Raw genomic sequence first — 20,839 nt, 5'->3', positions numbered from 1 at the left:
TTATTGCAGGGGCAGGATCTCGTAGCCCTGCGCACGCACTTCGTCGATAAAATCCCCCAGGATCTGCGCATTGGTGCCAGAGACGGCGTGCAGCAGGTAAAGCGCGCCGGGGTGGATATTTTTGGTGATTTTGGCAAGCGCCTCATCCGGCGGCATCTGGTCGTCCGGCTCGTAATCGTAATAAGCAAAACTCCAGAAGGCGCTTTTATACCCGAGCATTTGGGTGAGGGCAAGGGTCTGCTCGGAATATTCACCCATGGGCGGGCGGAACACTGTCATCTCGATGCCATAGGTATCGCGCATGTATTGGTGGAGCTTCACGATCTCGTCGCGCGCCTCCTCTAAGGAAAGGCCGGGCATGGAGCGGTGCGTCATACTGTGGTTGCCCACCACATGTCCCTCGTCGATCATGCGCTGCACAAGCTCCGGATTTTCAAGCACGTAGGAATAGGTCACAAAGAAAGTCGCCTTTTGGCCTTTTTCCTTCAGTACGTTGAGGATGTCGGCCGTACGGCCGTTTTCATAGCCTTCGTCCAGCGTCAAATAAAATTTCTTTTCCTCAGGCATGATGAACAGTGCATCGTATTTGCCGAATTTCTCCTGCGCGTCCAGTGCGCCGGTCGGCCGGTTGAGCGCATCTTTTTCCAGTCCCTGCCCCCAGCCGTCCTTGGTAGCGTCGAGCGCTGCCAACGCCTCGTAATCTATGGGAAGATCCTCGATGGGCGTCTTCGTCGGCGCAGGCGGCGGGGTCGGACTCGGCGTGGGCGTAGGAACGGGTGCAGGCGAAGGGGTGGGACTTGGCGTAGGCGGCGGAGTAGGGGCGGGGGCCGCCGTCGCGGTGGGGGCAGCAGAGGGAGCCGGCGATGGCGCTGGCTCGCGGGGCGTACATCCCGCAACCAAAACCAGGGCAAGCAATATACTGATCGATAGTATTGGTAAAATACGTTTCATCGTTCGCTCCTATACAATTTCTATGGTACCAGTATACCATATATCGGCGCGCCGGCGATGCCCCTGTCCGCGCGCAGGCAAAAAAAGGGCACGCAAGATGCGTACCCTACGATTCTTAAAAATTTTATTGTGCGTTCCCGTTGCCGCCCGGATTCTGTTGCTGCGGGGGCTGGGTGGGAGGCTGTGGCTGCGTCGCTGGAGCTTGCTGTACCGGAGGCGCCTGCGGCGGTGCGTAATACTGCTGCGGAGGCTGCGGGTATCCCGGCCCGGGCTGCTGCGGATAGGGCTGCTGTGCATAAGGCTGGCCGCCGCCCGGCTGCTGCGGGGGATAGAGATAGCGATTGTCGCCGTTGCGCAGTGCGAACAGCACGAAGGGTACGATCACGCTGAAGAGGATGGACAGTACCAAAAGTACGGTCGCGCTCTCCGAATGCCAGTTATAGATGCGGTACAGCGAGATATAATAAAAGACCGCGTAAACGATGGCGATTGCGATCAAAAGGACTACAAATATGATATATGCGGGCAGGAAAGCATAGATGTGCGAACTGGAATAAGAATGCAGCATCCCTGCGAACAGCGTGGCCATCATAATAATCGCCAGCACAACCACCCCGACAATGAGGCCCAAAAGCAGCACGGCGTAGTTTGTCCTTTTGTTCAGGTGTTTTGCGGCATAGGTATCCGCGAGCTTACCGATCACATAAATATATACGACCGGGATCCACGCGAGCCACGGGTTGTTAAGGCCGCGCCGTTTGGCCATGGTATACAGCCCCAGGGCCGAGAAAACATAAAAAACGGCGACCAGGATGATATAAAAAGCGATCAGTCCGCCTGCGAAGTAAAATGGTGCGCCATAAGGATAACCATAAGATGACATTGCCATAAATTTTTCCTCCTAATGATTGATGCGTGCGTCAATATCCTATTAATAAAGTAAATGCGGCTGGGAATAACCGCTTTTTGTCCATTATACCATGCAAAAATAAAAAAACCAGCGGCTTCTTTGCGCCGCTGGCTTTGGAAATGCCTGTTCAGTCGTTGAACTTTTGCAGGATACCGACCGACTGCGCGATCGTTTTTTCCTTGGCTTCGCTGCCGTAACGGTCGACCTGGCTCTTATCCTTTGGCCCGTGCGTCAAGCAGGCCGCGCCGCCGATACACCCGTCGATGCAAGCCATCCCTTCGATAAAATTGTTGGGAAGGACTCCTTTGGAGGCTTTCAGAAGCGCGATCCGGCATTCCTCGATCCCGTTGCAGGAAATGGGGTTATAGACAAAATCGTCCTTGCCATGTTCCCTCAGGGCCTGCCCCACGGCAGTCGCTACGCCGCCGCTGCGGGCAAAAATGCGGCCGTAATAAGAAGCGTTGTCAAGCGGCGCTTCCGGCATGGAGGAAAGGTCGATCTCGCGGCTGTCGAGCAGCGCGAGCAGTTCCTCAAAGGTGATCACGCAATCTACGATCCCCGCGACCTCCGGCAGCCTAAATTCCATCTTTTTGGCGATACACGGCCCAATGAACACGACCTTTGCCGTAGGATCGACCTTCTTCAAATAGATGGAGATCTGTTCCATGGGCGAAACATTGTGCGAAATATGCACTGCGAGGCCGGGATAGTTTTTCTTCACATAATTTACGAAAGCAGGACAACACGACGTCGTCAGGAAACCTTTTTCGTATAACTCGTCCGCTTCCTTGTCCGCCGCCATATCTGCGCCGAGGGCTGCTTCCACTACGCTGAAAAAGCCGAGCTCCTTGATGCCAGACACGACCTGTTCCACTTTTACATGGTTGAACTGGCTGGAAATGGAAGGCGCCACCACCGCATACACCTTATATTTTTGATTGCCCTGCGAATTTTTCAGCAGGCGGATCGCTTCCAGCATATAGGATTTCGCGGAAATCGCGCCGAACGGGCACTGGTATACGCAGGCGCCGCAGGCAATACATTTTTCATTGTCGATCACGGCTTTTTTGTCGTCGTCCATGCTGATGGCGCCTACCTTACAGGCGTTTTCACACGGGCGCACGGATTTGGCGATCGCGTTATAGGGGCAGGCGTCCATGCACTTACCGCACTCCACGCATTTTTTGGTGTCGATATAGGCTTTTAGGTTCTCGATGCGGATCGCCCCTGTCGGACACACGTTCTGGCAGCGGTGCGCGATGCAGCCGCGGCAGGCCTGCGTCACGCGGATCCCGTCTACCGGACATTCGTCGCAGGCGATATCAAGCACCTCTACCACGTTCTCGTTTTCCGGGTCGCCGCCGAGGGCAAGCTTCAACCGCTCGCCGACGATCGCACGTTCCTTGTAAATGCAGCAGCGCATCGTGGGCTGGGGACCGGGAATGATCTTCTCGGCGACATGGAGCAGGCCCTCCTCCAGTTTATCGTCATACGCCAGATTGGCGACTTCTTTCAAAATGGTATATTTCAGCTCCTGAACGCTTGTATCAAACATTCCGTTGTTCATAAAAGTATTGTTTTCTCCTTCTTCAGTCTACCTTTCTATCATACTGTTTTATAAAAAGGCTGTCAATGAGGGCGCGGATACCGGATTGGAACCTGCAAAACAAAAACAGCGGAATTTCCACTAATACCGCTGCTTTTTGTGCTGTATTATAGATACTAATACAGATATTTTCCGAAAAATTTAACCATCAATAACCCATGTCACGGAGTACGCGGGCAAGGATCGCCAGGCGTTCCCCCAAAAGTTCGCTGTCCTGCGAGAGCACCTGTGAGAAAAGTTCGATATCGCCGTCGATCTTTTCGTTGTCCGTACATACCCGCACCGTCATGGCGTCGCCCTGGATGCCCACGCGTTCGATCTGCGGGTTCTCCGGGTCATAAAGCTTGGGATAGCGGTAGGCCTCGCGGAAATATTTCATGGCGCTTGCGAGGAAGATGGCCAGGTCAAGTACACGGTGCAGTGGCATCTCCTCCGACTGGCGCGACCATTTTTCGCCGGTGTACCGCCATATTTTGGCAGAGATATCGAGGCTGCCACGCTCCGACCACTGGGCGAGGCCGAGCGACAACCCCTTTGCATCCGTATGGTAGGCGAGCCGCCCGTCTATGTTGGAATAATCTTCTGCGACGATCACAGGTTTGTGCTTGAGCGTCGTGGGGATCTTCATGTTTTCTTCCATTTTTATTTTCCTCTTTTCAAATTAGTAATTTAGTAAATTAGTAATCTACTAGTTGATTATAGAATGGATCCGCGTTCCTGTCAAGGAGAAGAAAAAAACGAAGGGAACCGGCGATATGGGGGCTTCGGCTTTACACTTTGAAAATTTTACGGTATAGTACCATTAAAATGGTTTATTAAAATTACGAAGTAAATTTTTGCACGCAAGGAAAGGCAAATAATGTTTGCGGAAGTATTCCAGTTATACGCGACCAGATGGGATTTCTTTGCCGAACTGATCTGGCAGCATCTACAAATTTCTTTGGTTTCCATTCTTTTGGCGGCAGTGATCGGTATCTTTTTTGGTATCCTGATTTCCGAACACGCGCGGCTCTCCTTCCCGGTATTGGGTATTACCAACCTGATTTACACGATCCCTTCGATCGCGCTGTTCGGGTTCCTGATCCCGGCGACAGGCATCGGAGACCTCACTGCGGTGATCGCCCTTACGATCTACGGCCTTCTGCCAATGGTGCGCAATACGCATACGGGGATCATGAATATACCGCCCGCTATTATCGAGGCGGGGCGCGGGATGGGGAGCACGAATATGCAGCTGCTGTTCCGGGTGAAGATGCCCCTGGCGCTGCCCGTTATTCTGGCGGGTGCGCGCAATATGATCGTCATGACCATCGCCCTGTGCGGTATTGCTTCCTTTGTGGGCGCGGGGGGCCTGGGCGTGGCCATCTACCGTGGGATCACGACGAACAACCTCGCGATGACGGTGGCGGGAAGCCTTTTGATCGCGGCGCTGGCGCTGCTGGCTGACCTTGTTGCGGGAATTTTTGAAAAGCGCGTTTACAAAAAAATCAATGGGGGAAAAACAAAATGAAAAAATGGATCGCTCTGGTACTTGCAATATGTATGTTGGGGGTATTGGGGCTTACGGGATGTTCGGGCGGCAGCGCCGACACCATCAAAATAGCGACTAAGCCGATGACCGAACAATTTATTTTGAGCGAGATGCTTTCTGCGCTCATCGAAAAGGATACGGGCCTTAAGGTGGAGATCACAAAAGGCATCGCGGGCGGAACGGGCAATATCCATCCGGCGATCGTGAAGGGGGATTTCGACCTGTACCCGGAGTATACGGGAACAGCCTGGTCGGACATACTGAAAAACGATCCCGAAAAGGACGCGGATGCGATGTATGCCCAGCTCAAGGAGCAGTACGAGCAGCAGTTCGGCCTTACGTGGGTGGGCCTTTACGGCTTTAACAATACCTTTACGCTCGCAGTGACAAAAGAATTTGCGGGACAGAATAACATTGAAAGCTTTTCCGACCTGGCGGCGATCGCGCCGGAGCTGACGTTTGGCGCGGAGTATGATTTTTATGAGCGGGCGGACGGTTATACGCCGCTTACGGAAACGTACGGACTCAACTTCAAGGATACGAAGGACATCGATATTGGCATGAAATACCAGGCGATCGGCAATGGCGATGTGCAGGTGATCAACGCGTTCACGACGGATGGCATGCTGAATGTGTACGATTTGCAGACGCTAAAGGACGACAAGGGCTTCTTCCCGTCGTATTATTGCGGTACGATCGTGCGGCAGGACACGCTCAAAGCGCACCCGGAGCTTAGTGAGGTGCTTATGAAGATGGACGGGATCCTGACGGACGAAGAGATGGCGGAGCTCAATTACCGTGTGGAAAACAACAAGGAAGACGAAAAGGACGTAGCCCGCGAGTTCCTGGAGCAGAAAGGGCTTTTATGACCGGCAGCGAAATGATCGCCTTTCAGGGCGCCAAGAAGCGTTACGACGAAAAATATGCCCTCGATGGGCTGGATTTAGGGATCCGCGAAGGTGAATTCGTGACCGTGGTGGGCGGCAGCGGCGGCGGTAAGACGACCATGCTCAAGCTGATCAACGGGCTTATTTTGCCGGACGAAGGCAGTGTCAGCGTGTATGGGGAAGACACCGCGCACACCGACCTGATCGCCCTGCGGCGCGCGATCGGCTATGTGATACAGGGCGGCGCGCTGTTCCCGCATTTGAATGTACGCGAAAATATCGAATATGTGCCGCGGCTGCAAAAAGACCGTTTGAGCAGGGAACGGGTGTTGGAGCTTTTGGATATGGTGGCGCTTGACGAAGAGCTTTGCGAGCGAAACGTAAACGAGCTTTCTGGCGGACAGCAACAGCGCGTGGGCATTGCGCGCGCACTGGCCGCAAACCCCAGCCTGATTTTGATGGACGAGCCGTTCGGCGCGGTAGACGGCATCACGCGCAGGCAACTGCAGGATGCGATCAGCGGGGTGTTTGAGAAAACGGGTACGACGATCGTTTTCGTTACCCACGACCTGCGTGAGGCGGTACGGCTGGGCACAAGGCTTATCATCCTGAACGAGGGCAAGCTGGTGCAGGACGGCAGCCCGCAGGAGGTCGTGGACAATCCGGCCACGGACTATGTGGAACGTTTGTCCGAACAGCTTGAGTGCGGCTAATGGGGAAGAAAAATCCCGAAAAACAGAGATATCAAGAGAAAAGGGTATTCATGTAAAGTTTACAAATTGAAAGCCCTTTTTTTGATTAGTATTCATGAAAACGGATTATTAATATCATGGACGTACATACGATATGGGCCAATATTAAAAAGAAAGGATGAGACACATATGCGTATTATGGTTGATAACCTGGCAGTGGATATCGACAACCGTTCCGTATCTCGCGGGGATGAGGAGATTACGCTTACCGCGAAAGAATACGAGGTATTAAAGTATCTGGCGCTGCACAAGGACAAAATCGTTTCGCGTGCAGAGCTGTTAGAGCACGTATGGGATTGCGATTACGATTGCTTTTCCAACGTTGTGGATGTATATATCAGGTTCCTTCGGGCCAAGATTGATGACGGCCATACGAAGAAACTGATCAAAACCTTCCGGAGACAGGGATATTCATTGACTGCCTAAAAAAATCAAAAAACGGCGTGCCGGTTTTCAGGCGCGCCGTTTTTATTTGGAAAAACTTGACCCATGCACTGCAAACTTATAGACTATATGGTGTAGACGAAAGAACAGCGCGCTTGGTGGGCGCGGAAAGGAGTAGAAAATGAAACGGAAAATGACGATCGTACTGTCGGTCATATTGGCTGCTGTTTTGCTGTTGGCTGCATGCGGGCCGCATGAGGTCGTGGTAGATACCAAAGAGAAAACGGATGGCCCGGTATTTGGGGATTTCAAGGCGCAGGATCTCGCGGGCAACGAAGTGACGCAGGATGTTTTTTCCGGCCATAAACTGACGATGGTCAATCTGTGGGCGACATATTGCAAGCCGTGCCTGCAGGAAATGCCTGATCTCGGCGAAATAAACAGGGAATATGCAGGCAAGGGCTTCCAGGTCGTTGGCATAGTGACGGATGCGGCGGACCAAAGCGGACAGGTAGTACAGGAGCAGGCCGATCTTGCAAAGGAGATCGTTTCGGCAACGGGCGCGGATTATACGCAGCTGATCCCGTCGAACGCCATGATATTAAAAAAGCTGAAGGACGTGACGATGGTTCCCGAAACTGTTTTTGTGGATGAATACGGAAAACAGGTGGGCGAAAGCGTCGTCGGGTCGCGCAGCAAAGAGGAGTGGACAAGGATCATAGACGGTTTGCTGGATGAAAACGGGGAAGCGTAAGATGAAAAACAAATGGTGGATCGTACTCGCTGCGGCCGGGATCGCTTTCATCGTGGCCGGGGTCATGCGGGGGGAAGCGCAGGTCGTCTTTACCAAGGCGGTCAATATATGTCTGGAGTGTATTGGAATTGGTTAGGTTTTTTACGTGGATCGCCACGCACGTCAGGCTGGCGGTGCAAATCGCCTTCACACTGCTGACAAACGGTTATATGGCGGGTTTTACAAAGGGGACGATCTTTACGGGCGCGACAAAATACGCGTGTGTGCCCGGCCTTAACTGCTATTCGTGCCCGGGCGCGCTTGCATCCTGCCCCATCGGGGCGCTGCAGGCGGTACTGGGCAGCAGGGATTACAAATTTACCTTTTATATCGCCGGATTTTTGCTCGCCACGGGCGCGCTGCTGGGAAGGCTGGTCTGCGGTTGGCTGTGTCCCTTTGGACTGGTGCAGGATTTGGTTTTCAAAATACCGTTTGTGAAAAAATTGCGGGCATTGCCAGGCGATAAATGGTTAAAATTCTTAAAATACGGTATCCTGGTGGGCTTCGTTATCCTGCTGCCTTCGCTGGCGGTGGATATTATCGGACAGGGGCAGCCATGGTTTTGCGAATATATCTGTCCGTCGGGAACGCTGATGGCGGGGCTGCCGCTGGTGGCGGCGAACCCGGGGTTGCAGCAGGCGGCAGGCGGCCTTTTTGTGTGGAAGGTGAGCCTGCTCGCGGGGCTTATCATCCTCTCCATCGCGGTATACCGCCCGTTCTGCCGCTATGTATGTCCGCTGGGAGCAGTGTATGGGCTGTTCAACAAGGTCTCTTTATACAGGCTGCAGGTGGATGAGAGCAAATGCACGGGGTGCGGCGCGTGCGAGAGCGCATGCAAGCTGGATATCAAGGTGTTTGAAAACCCAAACAGCGCGGAATGCATCCGCTGCGGCGCCTGTAAAAAAGCATGCCCGCAGGGGGCGATTGAATCTACTTTTGAAACATGGATCCGCGCCAAAAAGCACAGCGAAGGGAATGAAACCTGAAGAAGGAAAAGGAGCCGCATAGCGGCTCCTTTTTTGATTGCATCAATTTTGGCCTGTCTTGTTTTCCGTGTTGCCAGCCTGCGCATTGTCCGCTTCGTCCGGTGCTGCCGGCTGCTGGTGCTGCGGCGCGTACGGCTGCTGTGGCTGGTATGGCTGTCCGTAATACGGCGGCGCGGCTGCCTTTTTGGGATGCTTGGTGCGGTATTTGCCCATCAGGAAGCGTACCAGCTTTAATACGAGCAGTACGACGGCGATGATGACCGCGATCAGGATGATGGCCGGCAGCGCTGCCATAAAGCCAACGGCGAAGTTTTCCAGGAATTCGCCTACGCCCGTCATGGAAAGGGAGAAAGCTTCGCTTGCGCGGTCGCCGAGGGGCTGCCCGTCGCTGCCGATCGTTTCAGGGGTGATGAGCTCCGTGAGCGTGATGGAGACAGTCGCATAGTCGACGAGGTTATCCATCCTGCGCATGTTGCCCTGGAGCTGGTCCAGTTCGTAGATCACGTCGGTGATCTCCTGTTCGAGCGCGATGATGTCCTCCGTGCTCGTCGCATTTGCCAGGTGGGCCATCAGGCGGGCTTTCTGCCCCTCCAACAGCTCGATACGCGACTGTGTGTCATAATACTGGTCGGAAAAATCCTCGGTATTCTTCTGCTTGCCGGTCACCTCGCCGATCCCCGAAAGCTTGTCCAGGAATTCGTTGTATTTGTCTACGGGAACGCGCATGGTCATCGTGGTATAACGTCCGCTGGCGCTGCTGCCGTAAGAAACGTCGGCCGTGGAGGATTCATTTTCGATATACCCTCCGGCCGCGCCGAGCTCGGCGTTGATTTTGTTATAGTCGCTGTCGTATTGTTTGGTGGAAATGTCAAAGGAAGCGGAATAGGTCAGTTTGCGGTTGGTGTCGGGCAGGGCTGCGTTGGTGAGGTTGCCGAGATCCCCCGTGCCCGCTTCTTCGGCGGCGGCCTCCTCGCCGTCCATCATTTCCGCCTTATTGCCGGCAGGGGCGCTGGTGGCCTGGGGAGCCGAATCGGCAGCGCTTTGCGGCGCGGCGGAGCATGCGCCCAAAAGCACGCAGGCACATATCAAAATACATAAAAATACAGTTAAAATTTTTTTCATGGCAGATACCTCCGAGTACTGTTGTTACCTGTTAGACTGCCGTTTCATGAAAAAGGTTCCATATTCATGGCTGCTTCATAAAGTCTTAATTTTTTGGGGCCTTTTATCTTAATAATTCCTGTATATCATAAGAGTAAGGCAAAAGCAAGGTGGGTATGGTATACTATACCTGATAAAGAGCGGAGGTAATACACCATGAAAATATTGGTCTGCGACGATGACAAGGAAATCGTAGAGGCAATAGAAATCTACCTTGTAAACGAAGGATATGAAATCCTAAAAGCGTATGACGGCGCGCAGGCGATCCGCCTGGTGGAGGAAAACGAAGTCCACCTGATCATCATGGACATCATGATGCCGGGCATGGACGGGATCCGCGCGACGATGAAGCTGCGCGAATATGCAAACGTTCCCGTGATTATGTTAAGCGCGAAATCGGAAGACAACGACAAGATACTGGGACTCAATGCAGGTGCGGACGATTATCTGACAAAGCCTTTTAATCCGCTTGAACTCGTGGCAAGGGTAAAATCGCAATTAAGACGCTATACGACCCTTGGCAGCATGACGGAGACGCAGGGGATCTACCAGACGGGCGGCCTGGTTTTGGACGACATGAAAAAGACCGTGACGGTAGACGGCGAGGGCGTGAAGCTGACGCCCATGGAATACAAGATACTGCGTTACCTGATGCAGAATATGGAAATGGTTTTGTCCACCACGCAGATCTACGAGAGCGTGTGGGACGAAAAAGCGGTGGGCGCCGAGAATACGATCGCGGTGCACATCAGGAGGATACGCGAAAAGATCGAGATCAATCCGAAGGAACCGAAATATTTGAAGGTGGTATGGGGCATTGGCTACAAAATTGACAAGCTCAAGGTTTAACATATGGTTTAAATTCATAGCTTGGGTACTTTGTATCGCCTCGGCCTGCGGCGCGACGATCATTTTGTCGAGCATGTGGAGGCAGGATGTTTCCACGGCTGTGACAAGCGGGCAGTACATTGACTCGCGCGATTACTTAAACCAGGTGGAAGGATACCTGGGGAAAGTGGAGAGCGCATATTTCGGGTACGGGGACGAAACGCTCAAGAATGAGCTGCGGGATTACCTGGGGCAGCTCAAGCAGGGACACGAACAGGAGATCAGTGAAATCCTCGATTCGGCAGGACTGGGAGGTTATTATCATGACTATATTAAAGAATTTGAAGCACAGGTGGGAAACAATGAAAATGCGTCGGGCACAGAAGCGCAGGGCGCGGTGGGAAAAGAGGATCAAAGCCTGTCTGATATCATAATAAGCGAACTGCAAGAAAGCGCCGCTGCGCAAAGCAGCGACGAACAGGCGGCGTCGGCCCCGGAAGGCGAGGATGCGGGCAGCCGCATTTTACCGGAGGTCGATCCTTATGTACAAAAGCAGCTGGATACCGTAAACAGCAAGTATGCGGAGCTTTTCAACAACGCGGAAGCGTATATCACGCAAAACCTGGAGCAAAGGGGCGCGCAGGCGAGAAGCGATATAGAAGGACAGAAGGATTTTTATTTTGCGGTCGTGAAAAACGGCGAGCTGCTCGATACGAATACGCAAGCAGGCGATGCGGCGGAGGCCGCGGACTTGATACGGAAGCTGGAGGCCAACCAGAAATACAACTGGGACGGCGCTACGCCGGGCGTTTATGCAGCGTCATGGGAGGGAGCTTCGGAATATGCGCTGCGCGGGCAGGATATGGACGGCGTACAGATATACCTGGGGATGTCGAACGAAGCGTTTGGGCAGAACCAGGCGGAATACAATGCGCTTTATATCAGCTATTTGAGGCTGTTCGTCCTCGTGCTGGTATGCGTCGCAGTCTTCTCGGCGGCATTTTTGTGGCTGATGTATACGGCGGGGCGTTCGCCGGAAGGCGGCCAGATCAAGGTCACGTTCATGGATTCCATCTATCTGGATATCGGCGGGATCATACTGATCGTTATCGTAAGCCTGATCGCGGCGGGCGTAGACCAGATCGCCAATTGGGTGGGCAACGCTTACGGCGCGCTGCAGGTGGTACAAATATGCTCGCTTGTGTCCGTGGCCGTGGCATTGTGCTTGATGTGGAGCATGTCCCTTGCGCGCCGGGTCAAGCGGAAGGAAAATTTTACGCTGGTTGCGACGGTGAGCGGCGGCATTAAAAACGTTTACGACAGGAGCGGTATGGGCTCTAAGGGCGTGGGCGCGATCGTATGGTACCTGATCGGCGGGCTGCTGCTGATTTTGCTGCTGGTATTCTTAGGGGTTGTGCTCAACGTGTTTGGCGTGATCATCGGCCTGATCCCGCTGACGATCTATGTGATCGCCTCGGTGAAGTTTATCCTGAGGAAAGCGGCGGCGGTCAAGGATATTTCCATCGGTGTGGAAAAGATCAAGGACGGGGACCTTACATACCCCATCCGCAAAGGCGGCGGCGCCGACCTCGACAAGATCGCGATGGGGATCGAGCATATCGCGGAGGGGCTGGATGCCGCGGTGCAGCACGAGGTAAAAGCGGAACGTATGAAAACGGAGTTGATCACCAACGTGTCGCACGACATCAAAACGCCGCTCACATCAATTTTAACGTATGTCGACCTGCTCAAAAAAGAGGGGCTTTCCAGCCCGAACGGGCCTAAATACCTCGATGTGCTGGATATGAAATCCAAACGCCTGAAATCCCTCACGGACGACCTTTTTGAGGCGGCAAAGGCGACGAGCGGGGATATGAGCGTCGAAATGACGCGCATCGAGCTGATCCAGTTTATGGAGCAGGCCCTGGGCGAGATGTCTGACAAGATCGAAGCTTCCGGCCTGACGTTCGTAAACGAGATGCCGGATGAAAAAATGTATGTGAACGCGGATGGACGGCTTTTGTGGCGCGTGATCGGCAATGTGCTGGAAAATGCGTTGAAATACGCGGCGGACAATTCGCGCGTGTATATCACCATCAAACGCGTACTGCACAATATTTGCATTATCGTCAAGAACGTATCGCGCGACGAGCTCAATATGACGGAAGAGGAGCTGATGGAGCGCTTCAAGCGCGGGGATGAATCTCGGCATACGGAAGGCAGCGGCCTTGGGCTTTCTATTGCCAAGAATTTTATGCAGCTGATGAACGGGCTGTTCTCCATCGAGATCGACGGCGACCTTTTCAAGGTTATTATCTCCTTCCCGGAATACCGTGAGGCAGAGGGGGAGGAGGGGGAAGCCCTTCAAGCGGAATGAGCGCATGGGAAAAGCGCCGCCATGGTAGGCGGCGCTTTTTTGGTTGTTTGGATCGCGCAGCTTATTTTTTGCCGATGAACCTGCGCAGCTGGTTTAGTTTTTTATCTGAAGGCGGCATGTAGCGGATAGGCAGGTCAATGGCGTTTGATTTGTGCAGGATGCTCTTGTAATGCGAAAAAGTCTCGAAACTGTCCGCGCCGTGGTATTTGCCCATGCCGGAATTGCCTACGCCGCCAAAGGGCATGCGCGAAGTGGCGAGCTGCACCACCGTATCGTTGACGCATCCGCCGCCATATGGGAGGTTACCCAGTATGCGGTCGATTGTGGAACGGTCGGTGGAAAACAGGTAAAGTGCAAGCGGACGGGGGTGCGAGCGGATCAGGGAGATCAGGCTGTCCAGATCCCGGTAGGTGAGGACGGGCAGCAGCGGCCCGAATATCTCCTCGCCCATGACGGGCAGGTCGTACGTGGCGTGGTCGATGACCGTCGGTTCGATGCTGTTTTTTTCCGCGTCCATGCGTCCGCCGCAATAGATGTCCGTATCCCTAAGCAGGCCGGACAACCGTTCAAAATGCTTTTGGTTGATGATCTTGGGGAGATAGCCGCACGAGAGGGGATCGTCTGTATAGTACTGCCGGATGCTGTCTTTGATATGGGAAAGAAGCTCGTCCTTTACGGATTCGTGCACGAATAAATGGTTGGGCGCTACGCACGTCTGTCCGGCGTTCAAGAATTTACCCCAGGCGATGCGCCTGGCCGCAACCTTCAAATTGGCGGTGCTGTCGACAATGCACGGGCTTTGGCCGCCGAGCTCCAAGGTCACGGGCGTTACAAACTGTGCTGCGGATTCCATGACAAGCTTGCCGACGTTCACACCGCCCGTGAAAAAGATATAATCAAACTTCTGCTTTAAAAGATCCTGGTTCGCCTCGCGCCCGCCCAGCATGACCGCGATATATTCAGGAGGGAAAATGGAAGACAGGAGATCCGCCATGACCTGTGAGGTGTTGCGCGAATAATCGGACGGCTTCAAAATGACGGTGTTGCCCGCCGCAATCGCACCGGCAAGCGGCTCCATCGTCAGTTGGAACGGGTAGTTCCACGGCGACATAATCAATACCACGCCGTAAGGCTCTTTCATGACGAAGCTTTTGGACGGAAATTGCGCAAGCGGCGTCCTTTTATGGCGCGGCTTCATAAAACGCCGCAGGTGTTTGATCTGGTAGGTGATCTCGTCTATGACAAGGCCGACCTCTGTTTCAAAGGCCTCAAAATAACTCTTGTGAAGGTCGGCGTTGAGCGCTTCGCAGATTTTCGCTTCGTTTTTTATAATAGCGTCGCGCAGGCGGTGCAAGGCCTGCAGGCGAAAATCGTATGAACGCGTGGCGTCCGATTCAAAATAGTTGCGCTGCGCCTCAATAATACCGGCGGCATTTTTCATTTTCTTCACCTCGGATTTTTTCTGATACATTATATATAACGGATTTAAAAACCGGTAAACGGAAAGAAAAAGTCCCGCATTTAAAAAAAACCGGTTTAAAGATTAAAAAGATGGTGTATCATTAAATTATGGACTTATGTCCGGACGATTATTGGGAGGTATGAAGAAATGGTTAAGTATGTATGTCAGGTATGTGGTTACACAGCGGAGGGCGAGCGCCCGGCGAAATGCCCGCAGTGCGGGGCGGACGGTTCCAAATTCGACGAATTCGCGGGCGAACGCGTTTGGGCGGACGAGCACAAGATCGGTGTAGCACAGGGACTTGACGAAGAAGTGGTACAGGGCTTGCGGGAAAATTTTATGGGCGAATGTACGGAAGTCGGCATGTACCTTGCAATGGCACGCCAGGCTGACCGGGAAGGTTATCCGGAAGTAGCGGAAACGTACAAAAGGGCTGCGTTTGAGGAAGCGGAGCATGCTGCGAAGTTTGCGGAGCTTTTGGGCGAGGTCGTTTACGCGGATACAAAGAAAAACCTGCAGCTGCGCGCTGACGCGGAATGCGGCGCTACGGCCGGTAAGCTGGCGCTGGCGAAACGCGCAAAAGAGCTTGGATACGACGCGATCCACGATACGGTACATGAGATGGCAAAGGACGAAGCACGCCATGGCTGTGCGTTCCAGGGCCTTCTTGACAGGGTTGTCAAATAAGATTTTGATATTGGTCTTAAAATACGGGCGGTTTTACCGCCCGTATTTTTTTATGCGCGATTGTATGGTATCATAAAAGAAAAATGAAACGGCAGGAAAAAATATGGGCAGACAGGAGCAGCTTGACGCGTTAAAAGAAGAATTTAAGGAACTGTTGCTTGGCACCGGTCGGGAAAACATGCAGGGCCTGCTCGATTGGCTGGAAACGGAAACGGATTTTTATACCGCGCCCGCGAGCACAAGCAACCATGGGGATTTCGAGGGCGGACTGCTTGTGCATAGTATGAACGTTTTTAAGATCCTGAATAATTTCAATAAGATGATCAAATGCGAGCATGGGGATTCGCTTATAATCGCGGGGCTTTTGCATGACGTCTGTAAAGTGAACATGTACCAGAAGGGCGTGCGCAATGTAAAAACGCCGGGCAAACGCGAATGGATGGAAAAGGAGATATATGTGATCGAGGATACGCTGCCCATCGGGCACGGGGAAAAGTCGGTATACCTTTTGATGCGGCATATCAGGCTGACGGATGAGGAGGCCATCGCCATCCGCTGGCATATGGGCGGTTATGACGACGCGGCGCGCAGCTATATCGGCGGGCGTACACAGTCAAGCGCGTACGGGACGTACAAGCTTGCGCCTGCGCTGGCGATCGCCGATATGTACGCGACGTATTTCATGGATTAGGAAGAGCAAAAAAGGCTGCCAACTGGCAGCCTTTTTACTTGGTTTATTCCGCGCCCAGCGCAGCCATGGTGATGTAGTTATACGGTTGGTTGAAGTGCGGGAGAAAGAAGATATCGAGTAGTTTTAGCTTATCGATGGTCACGCCTTCCTCGATGGCCAGTGAGAACATGTGGATACCCATCGCGATATCTTCATACGAAGCGATCTGTGTACCCACGATGCGCCGCGAGCCCCTTTCGTAGATAATGCGGATTTTGACGCGGTGGTTGTCGTGGATGAAAGCCGGCTTCTGGAGGTCTTCATAATCGGTATACAATACCTCCATGCCCGCTTTTTCAGCAGCTTTTAAGTTGAGGCCTGTGGATACCATATGGTAGCCGTAGATGCTGATGCCGTTGGAACCCTGTACGCCGATGGATTCAAGAGGCGTGCCGCAGGCGTTGTGCGCCGCGACGATACCGCTCCGGACAGCGTTCGTAGCCAGTGCAATGTAAGAAGGCGCGCGCAGGGCGTTGCTGTAAACGGTGGCGCAGTCGCCGACGGCGTAAACGTCCGCAAGGCTCGTGCGCTGGTGCCTGTCGACGAGGACAGCGCCGTTGGAAAACAGGTCAAGGCTTCCCTTTGCAAGGCCGTTGTTCGGCACAAAGCCGATGGCCAGGATGACGAGTTCGGCAGCGTATTCGCCTTTATCCGTAACGATCGCGCCAACTTTACCCTCGCCCTTCAATTCCTTTACGATCTCATTGAAATGGAGCTCTACGCCGTTGTCCGCCAAGACCTTATCCATATCCTTCGTGAACCATGGGTCGTAATAGCCGGACAGGGAAGTACCCTGCGCCTCGAACAGCATGGCGTTCTTGCCGCGCCTGCGTACCGCTTCGGCGATTTCCACGCCGATGTAACCCGCGCCCACGACGGCGACGTTGCGGATGCTTTCGTCGTCCAGCGCTTTATTGATCTTTTCGCCGTCCTGGAACAGCTTGACGACATCCACATTTTCGAGTTCCAGTCCGCTGATTTTGGGGATGATGGGCAGCGATCCCGTCGCGAGGATCAGCTTGTCATATTCCTCAACGACCTGTTCGCCGCACTTAGTCTGCGCGTGTACCTTTTTGCCCGCAAAGTCGATATTCGTGACTTCGGTCTCCATGTAGACCCGGGCATGTTTTTGTTTGAACACGTCTTGGGAACAATAGAAAAGGCCCTCTGTCCCGTCGATCTGCCGCCCGACCCAAAGCGCCGTGCCGCAGCCGAGGTAGCTGATGTTGGAGTTGCGGTCGATGATGACCAGCTCTTCCTCCGGATAGTTGTCAAGGATGGTGTTTGCCGCCGCAGTCCCCGCGTGGTTTGCCCCGACCAATACGATCTTGCTCATGTCATATACCCTCGCTTTCATTGGTTTATGTTTGTAAACCTGCTTATTAGGTAGTATATAAACGGAACAGGCGCAGGGTAACCGTCCGGATTGAAATTTTGCAGGGGAAATGCTATGATAAAGCTAACAAGGTTCCGGTTTTATGGGGATGAAAGCGGGGTGGGATTATGTTTTGCAGGAAATGCGGTTCCAAGCTCAATGAAGGGGATGCTTTTTGCAGCAAATGCGGAGAGCCTGTTGGCGGGGAGATTGGCCCGGCCGGCAAAGCCAAGGGGCAAAGCCAGAATGTCCTCGAACCATTCAAAAGGTATTTTTCTTGTTTTCCATACGACTTTATCGTGATTGTACTGGCAATTTTAGCGATTGTTTTTTCGCTGACCCTGCCACTTTTCGGTTTTTCAGGATTGGCGTCCGGTGCGGCTGGCCTTCTGGGACTGGGCGGCCTTGCGGAGGGCCTAAACCAGATGCTGTCACTGTTTCCGATGGTAGCCATGGTAGGCGGTATGGCCGGAGGCGGATATGGGGCAATTTTACTGGCCACGTTTCTGGCAGCACCCGTGCTCGCTGGAATCGGTATCTATTGGGTCATCAAGCAAAAGAGGATGGCCTGGTTATGGTTTGTGGCCGCTGCGGTGATCACGCTCATCATGGGCATCGTCATTTCTATGGCGTTCCAGGGCACCTACGGGTTATTGGAGGTAGGCGGCGGATTGGTAGCGCCGCTTATTTTCTACATCCTTTGCGCCGCACTCTCGGCCTGGATATCGATGACAATGAAAAACAGCGTACCGTCCGAAGCGGAAGAAGGCGTGCCATTCAAGGAAAAGGCTGCGGGCGTTGCGCGGGCAGTCGGGAATTTTGATAAAAAGAAAAAAATTATTTTGGCAGGTATCGCAGCGGCAATTGTGGTGGTGATCGTCATGCTCGCGGTATTGTCGTCGTATACGACAGTAGATATGGCCAAACTGTTCAATGTGACCTTTGACGGGGTGAACAAAGACGGTACGATCCTCGTGAAAAATAATGATCCTGAATTAGACAGGGTATTTCTGGAGCTGGCAAAGAAGGACAACATAGGCGAATTTCAGGCGGCGGAAATCCTGGGGACGATCCATTTCGATATGCCGACGGAAGGGCTTGCAAACGGGCAGGAAATTATCGTAAAGACGGAATATGACGAAGAGGCATTCAAAAAAGCGAAAATAAACGTGCGTAACGCCCAGCGGAAAATTACGGTATCCGGCCTTGTGGAGGCGGAAGACCAGGATGTGTTTGAGGGCCTCGAAGTTGCGTACGACGGCGTTTCGCCTTTCGTTGAATTCGAGCTTGATACCTCGGGCTGCTCGGATTTCGCACAGGAATATGTTGCGTTTGAAACGGACGGGGAACGATACGTTAAGAATGGCGATAAAATTGTCGTGTGTGCCGTGTGCAGCGTTGAGGACCAAAAGGAACAAAAAATCAGGGTCGCGCAGAAGGAGAAAGAGTTTACAGTCGAAAAGCAGCCGGAGTATATCGATTCCCTGGACGGGATCGACACGGAGCTGCTTCGCCAGGATATGTACGACGCGCTGCGGGGCGAGGAACAGGGCGGCGGCTCTGGCATGACGTTTATCAATACGTTCCTTTCGGGATATTATAGCTCCACGATCGCGGAATACGAAAAAAGCGAAGATTTCATGGCGCTCAAGGACGCGGATGATTATACGAATATGTTTTTTGGGAGCGTACGGTATAATTCTTACCAGCTATATGTGGAATGTGAAGTGGCAACGCGCTCTTGGTTTGGTACTTCTGCGGATACCGTATATGTGGCGCTTATAGCGGACAACATATACAAGGACGAAGAAGGAAAACTGTACTGGGATACGGTAAGTATGTATTCCTCGGACGATTTAAACGAACTCAGGCAATTATATCTCGAGTCAAAAGGGGATCAATATACTATAACGGGGCAAAATAAGCAGGAGGATACCGGCGCCAGTCCCCCCGGCGAAGCATCCCAAGCGCCTGCGGCAAACGCGATGTTTGACGGGAATGGTTTTGTATTCCCCGACAGCGATAAAAGATATCTTTCCGAAGATGAAATATGGGATAAAGCGTATGATATCATGGAAGCGACGCAAAACGCCTATGGTTCCGAAGAAATTTTCGGATTCATGCGCAATGAAATCTACGCACGGCATGGGAACCAGTTTAAAACGCAAAAGTATATCGATCATTATTCACAGTATGGCTGGTATCAGGCGCTTGTAAAACATCAAGTACAGGACAATGAATTAAACCAATATGAATTGCAGAATATACAAGTCCTGTTGCAATGCGAAGAGGTTTCAAAAAACAGCGACGATCCTGTGTATTAAAGAATATTGGTCAGCGTTTCAAAAAGCCCCTGTTTTTTACGGGGGCTTTTTTTTATCAAATTGCTTGACATTAAAAAAATATTGATATATAATCCTTATTAGTAATTAATATTGATAAGGATTTGAATATGGAAACGAGAAACACAGTCCAAAAAAACATCATTATGGAACAGGTGCAAAAGCTGCACCATCCGACGGCGGACGAGGTATACGGCGCAGTCGCCAAAATCCATCCGGCGATCAGTAAAGCAACGGTATACCGTAACCTGTCGAACATGGCGCAGGGCGGTATGATTACGCGCGTAAAAATACCGGATGGGGCGGACCGTTTCGATAAAACGCTTGAGAAGCATTACCATATCCGCTGCAAGGAATGCGGCAGGGTGTACGATGTGGACATGCCGTACTTTGAAGGGCTGGAAAACGAGGTCGCGGATAAGCACGGGTTTGAGATCGACAGTCATGAGATTGTATTTGTCGGGGTTTGCCCCGATTGCAAAATAAAGAAAAGAGGTATGTAAAAATGGCAGATTTAAAAGGAACGAAAACAGAAAAAAACTTACAGGCGGCTTTTGCGGGGGAATCGCAGGCGAGGAACAAGTACACTTATTATGCGTCCAAGGCAAGGAAAGAAGGCTATAACCAGATCGCGGATATTTTTGAAGAAACGGCGTTCAATGAAAAAGAGCACGCGAAGATTTGGTTCAAGCTCCTGCATGAGGACGATATCCCGGATACCATCACAAACTTAAAGGACGCGGCAGACGGTGAAAATTACGAATGGACGGATATGTACGATTCGTTTGCCAAGGAAGCGAAGGAAGAAGGCTTTGACAAGATCGCGTTCCTCTTTGAACTGGTTGGGAAGATCGAGAAAAAGCATGAAGAAAGATACCGCAAGCTTTTGGAGAACGTGGAAAACGGCGTTGTGTTCTCGCGCGACGGGGATATGATCTGGCAGTGCGCGAACTGCGGACATGTTGTGATTGGGAAAAAAGCGCCGCAGATCTGCCCGGTATGTGCACATCCGCAGGCATATTTCCAGATCAAAGCGGAAAATTATTGATCGCATTTTAGGGAAAGCGGGGTGAGGGA

The 20,839-nt window shown here is 52.5% G+C and carries 21 protein-coding genes; 14 read left to right on the top strand and 7 right to left on the bottom strand.

What is annotated here, in order from left to right; all coding sequences use genetic code 11:
- From BN6471_RS00195 to BN6471_RS00180, 4 genes are all read right to left on the bottom strand, one after another.
- Positions 1–951, bottom strand: coding sequence for a polysaccharide deacetylase family protein (locus tag BN6471_RS00195; RefSeq protein ID WP_082903222.1), 951 nt, complete (start codon positions 949–951; stop codon positions 1–3).
- A 124-nt stretch (positions 952–1,075) separates the two neighbouring features.
- Positions 1,076–1,840, bottom strand: coding sequence for a hypothetical protein (locus BN6471_RS00190; RefSeq protein ID WP_066644380.1), 765 nt, complete (start codon positions 1,838–1,840; stop codon positions 1,076–1,078).
- A gap of 148 nt (positions 1,841–1,988) precedes the next feature.
- Positions 1,989–3,428 carry a 4Fe-4S dicluster domain-containing protein gene (locus tag BN6471_RS00185; protein ID WP_066644377.1) on the bottom strand — a complete coding sequence of 480 codons (1,440 nt, stop codon included), beginning with the start codon at positions 3,426–3,428 and terminating at the stop codon, positions 1,989–1,991.
- Between the two features lie 187 nt (positions 3,429–3,615).
- Positions 3,616–4,095, bottom strand: coding sequence for a DUF6530 family protein (locus BN6471_RS00180; RefSeq protein ID WP_066644854.1), 480 nt, complete (start codon positions 4,093–4,095; stop codon positions 3,616–3,618).
- A gap of 231 nt (positions 4,096–4,326) precedes the next feature.
- On the opposite strand from BN6471_RS00180, the gene BN6471_RS13050 reads away from it, so the two are divergent.
- The 7 genes from BN6471_RS13050 (at position 4,327) to BN6471_RS00145 (ending at position 8,800) form a co-directional block, all read left to right on the top strand.
- A complete protein-coding gene (locus BN6471_RS13050) occupies positions 4,327–4,977 on the top strand; it encodes an ABC transporter permease (protein WP_066644374.1) in 651 nt (216 codons plus the stop codon).
- Positions 4,974–5,867, top strand: coding sequence for a glycine betaine ABC transporter substrate-binding protein (locus BN6471_RS13045; RefSeq protein WP_066644372.1), 894 nt, complete (start codon positions 4,974–4,976; stop codon positions 5,865–5,867). The genes BN6471_RS13050 and BN6471_RS13045 overlap by 4 nt, the downstream gene beginning before the upstream one ends.
- A complete protein-coding gene (locus BN6471_RS00165) occupies positions 5,864–6,598 on the top strand; it encodes an ATP-binding cassette domain-containing protein (protein ID WP_066644370.1) in 735 nt (244 codons plus the stop codon). Before BN6471_RS13045 ends, BN6471_RS00165 begins: the two co-directional genes overlap by 4 nt.
- Positions 6,599–6,766: 168 nt before the next feature.
- The gene (locus BN6471_RS00160) at positions 6,767–7,063 is read left to right on the top strand and encodes a winged helix-turn-helix domain-containing protein (RefSeq protein WP_066644361.1); all 297 of its coding nucleotides are present in this window, start codon (positions 6,767–6,769) and stop codon (positions 7,061–7,063) included.
- 139 nt (positions 7,064–7,202) lie between these two features.
- Complete coding sequence (locus BN6471_RS00155; protein ID WP_066644358.1) at positions 7,203–7,775, top strand: TlpA family protein disulfide reductase; 573 nt, start codon at positions 7,203–7,205, stop codon at positions 7,773–7,775.
- A 1-nt stretch (position 7,776) separates the two neighbouring features.
- Complete coding sequence (locus tag BN6471_RS13210) at positions 7,777–7,911, top strand: CD1871A family CXXC motif-containing protein (RefSeq protein WP_278287534.1); 135 nt, start codon at positions 7,777–7,779, stop codon at positions 7,909–7,911.
- Positions 7,912–7,984: 73 nt separating this feature from the next.
- Entirely contained in the window at positions 7,985–8,800 is an 816-nt protein-coding gene (locus BN6471_RS00145) for a 4Fe-4S binding protein (protein WP_082903263.1), read from the top strand.
- A gap of 42 nt (positions 8,801–8,842) precedes the next feature.
- Here the strand turns inward: BN6471_RS00145 and BN6471_RS00140 are convergent, their stop codons facing one another.
- Positions 8,843–9,922 carry a DUF4349 domain-containing protein gene (locus BN6471_RS00140; protein ID WP_066644350.1) on the bottom strand — a complete coding sequence of 360 codons (1,080 nt, stop codon included), beginning with the start codon at positions 9,920–9,922 and terminating at the stop codon, positions 8,843–8,845.
- Between the two features lie 195 nt (positions 9,923–10,117).
- Here BN6471_RS00140 and BN6471_RS00135 point away from each other — a divergent pair, with 195 nt between their 5' ends.
- Together BN6471_RS00135 and BN6471_RS00130 are read left to right on the top strand one after the other, a co-directional pair.
- Positions 10,118–10,810 carry a response regulator transcription factor gene (locus BN6471_RS00135; RefSeq protein ID WP_066644348.1) on the top strand — a complete coding sequence of 231 codons (693 nt, stop codon included), beginning with the start codon at positions 10,118–10,120 and terminating at the stop codon, positions 10,808–10,810.
- On the top strand, positions 10,779–13,166 hold the full coding sequence (locus BN6471_RS00130; protein WP_147553954.1) for a sensor histidine kinase: 2,388 nt from the start codon (positions 10,779–10,781) through the stop codon (positions 13,164–13,166). The genes BN6471_RS00135 and BN6471_RS00130 overlap by 32 nt, the downstream gene beginning before the upstream one ends.
- A 61-nt stretch (positions 13,167–13,227) precedes the next feature.
- Here the strand turns inward: BN6471_RS00130 and BN6471_RS00125 are convergent, their stop codons facing one another.
- Positions 13,228–14,607, bottom strand: coding sequence for an aldehyde dehydrogenase (locus BN6471_RS00125; RefSeq protein WP_066644344.1), 1,380 nt, complete (start codon positions 14,605–14,607; stop codon positions 13,228–13,230).
- A 168-nt stretch (positions 14,608–14,775) separates the two neighbouring features.
- Here BN6471_RS00125 and BN6471_RS00120 point away from each other — a divergent pair, with 168 nt between their 5' ends.
- Positions 14,776–15,315 carry a ferritin family protein gene (locus BN6471_RS00120; protein ID WP_066644341.1) on the top strand — a complete coding sequence of 180 codons (540 nt, stop codon included), beginning with the start codon at positions 14,776–14,778 and terminating at the stop codon, positions 15,313–15,315.
- 103 nt (positions 15,316–15,418) lie between these two features.
- A complete protein-coding gene (locus tag BN6471_RS00115; protein WP_066644338.1) occupies positions 15,419–16,006 on the top strand; it encodes an HD domain-containing protein in 588 nt (195 codons plus the stop codon).
- Between the two features lie 43 nt (positions 16,007–16,049).
- Here the strand turns inward: BN6471_RS00115 and nox are convergent, their stop codons facing one another.
- Positions 16,050–17,381 carry a H2O-forming NADH oxidase gene (gene nox, locus BN6471_RS00110; RefSeq protein ID WP_066644851.1) on the bottom strand — a complete coding sequence of 444 codons (1,332 nt, stop codon included), beginning with the start codon at positions 17,379–17,381 and terminating at the stop codon, positions 16,050–16,052.
- A gap of 167 nt (positions 17,382–17,548) precedes the next feature.
- On the opposite strand from nox, the gene BN6471_RS00105 reads away from it, so the two are divergent.
- The 3 genes from BN6471_RS00105 to rbr all read left to right on the top strand — a co-directional run bounded on the left by BN6471_RS00105 (position 17,549) and on the right by rbr (position 20,810).
- Positions 17,549–19,744 (top strand): YARHG domain-containing protein, encoded by a 2,196-nt coding sequence (locus BN6471_RS00105; protein ID WP_066644335.1) that lies wholly within the window; start codon positions 17,549–17,551, stop codon positions 19,742–19,744.
- Between the two features lie 128 nt (positions 19,745–19,872).
- Positions 19,873–20,265: a Fur family transcriptional regulator gene (locus BN6471_RS00100; protein WP_066644332.1), complete on the top strand. Its 393-nt coding sequence runs from the start codon at positions 19,873–19,875 to the stop codon at positions 20,263–20,265.
- A gap of 2 nt (positions 20,266–20,267) precedes the next feature.
- Entirely contained in the window at positions 20,268–20,810 is a 543-nt protein-coding gene (gene rbr, locus BN6471_RS00095; protein ID WP_066644324.1) for a rubrerythrin, read from the top strand.
- Positions 20,811–20,839 lie beyond the last annotated feature (29 nt).

It is taken from the genome of Christensenella timonensis, from assembly GCF_900087015.1.
Lineage (GTDB): Bacteria > Bacillota > Clostridia > Christensenellales > Christensenellaceae > Christensenella > Christensenella timonensis.
Note: the sequence above shows the minus strand (reverse complement) of the source record. Positions and strands in the feature narration are given on the sequence as shown.

Bases quoted from the DNA above. Each gene is read 5' to 3' on its own strand.
- BN6471_RS00155 (WP_066644358.1), top strand. From the start codon at position 7,203: ATGAAACGGAAAATGACGATCGTACTGTCGGTCATATTGGCTGCTGTT.
- BN6471_RS00195 (WP_082903222.1), bottom strand. From the start codon at position 951: ATGAAACGTATTTTACCAATACTATCGATCAGTATATTGCTTGCCCTG.
- BN6471_RS00190 (WP_066644380.1), bottom strand. From the start codon at position 1,840: ATGGCAATGTCATCTTATGGTTATCCTTATGGCGCACCATTTTACTTC.
- BN6471_RS00140 (WP_066644350.1), bottom strand. From the start codon at position 9,922: ATGAAAAAAATTTTAACTGTATTTTTATGTATTTTGATATGTGCCTGC.
- BN6471_RS00100 (WP_066644332.1), top strand. From the start codon at position 19,873: ATGGAAACGAGAAACACAGTCCAAAAAAACATCATTATGGAACAGGTG.
- BN6471_RS13045 (WP_066644372.1), top strand. From the start codon at position 4,974: ATGAAAAAATGGATCGCTCTGGTACTTGCAATATGTATGTTGGGGGTA.
- BN6471_RS00125 (WP_066644344.1), bottom strand. From the start codon at position 14,607: ATGAAAAATGCCGCCGGTATTATTGAGGCGCAGCGCAACTATTTTGAA.
- BN6471_RS00115 (WP_066644338.1), top strand. From the start codon at position 15,419: ATGGGCAGACAGGAGCAGCTTGACGCGTTAAAAGAAGAATTTAAGGAA.
- BN6471_RS00105 (WP_066644335.1), top strand. From the start codon at position 17,549: ATGTTTTGCAGGAAATGCGGTTCCAAGCTCAATGAAGGGGATGCTTTT.
- BN6471_RS00160 (WP_066644361.1), top strand. From the start codon at position 6,767: ATGCGTATTATGGTTGATAACCTGGCAGTGGATATCGACAACCGTTCC.
- BN6471_RS00165 (WP_066644370.1), top strand. From the start codon at position 5,864: ATGACCGGCAGCGAAATGATCGCCTTTCAGGGCGCCAAGAAGCGTTAC.
- BN6471_RS00180 (WP_066644854.1), bottom strand. From the start codon at position 4,095: ATGAAGATCCCCACGACGCTCAAGCACAAACCTGTGATCGTCGCAGAA.
- BN6471_RS00185 (WP_066644377.1), bottom strand. From the start codon at position 3,428: ATGAACAACGGAATGTTTGATACAAGCGTTCAGGAGCTGAAATATACC.
- BN6471_RS13050 (WP_066644374.1), top strand. From the start codon at position 4,327: ATGTTTGCGGAAGTATTCCAGTTATACGCGACCAGATGGGATTTCTTT.
- BN6471_RS00120 (WP_066644341.1), top strand. From the start codon at position 14,776: ATGGTTAAGTATGTATGTCAGGTATGTGGTTACACAGCGGAGGGCGAG.
- BN6471_RS00145 (WP_082903263.1), top strand. From the start codon at position 7,985: ATGGCGGGTTTTACAAAGGGGACGATCTTTACGGGCGCGACAAAATAC.
- rbr (WP_066644324.1), top strand. From the start codon at position 20,268: ATGGCAGATTTAAAAGGAACGAAAACAGAAAAAAACTTACAGGCGGCT.
- BN6471_RS13210 (WP_278287534.1), top strand. From the start codon at position 7,777: ATGAAAAACAAATGGTGGATCGTACTCGCTGCGGCCGGGATCGCTTTC.
- BN6471_RS00135 (WP_066644348.1), top strand. From the start codon at position 10,118: ATGAAAATATTGGTCTGCGACGATGACAAGGAAATCGTAGAGGCAATA.
- nox (WP_066644851.1), bottom strand. From the start codon at position 17,381: ATGAGCAAGATCGTATTGGTCGGGGCAAACCACGCGGGGACTGCGGCG.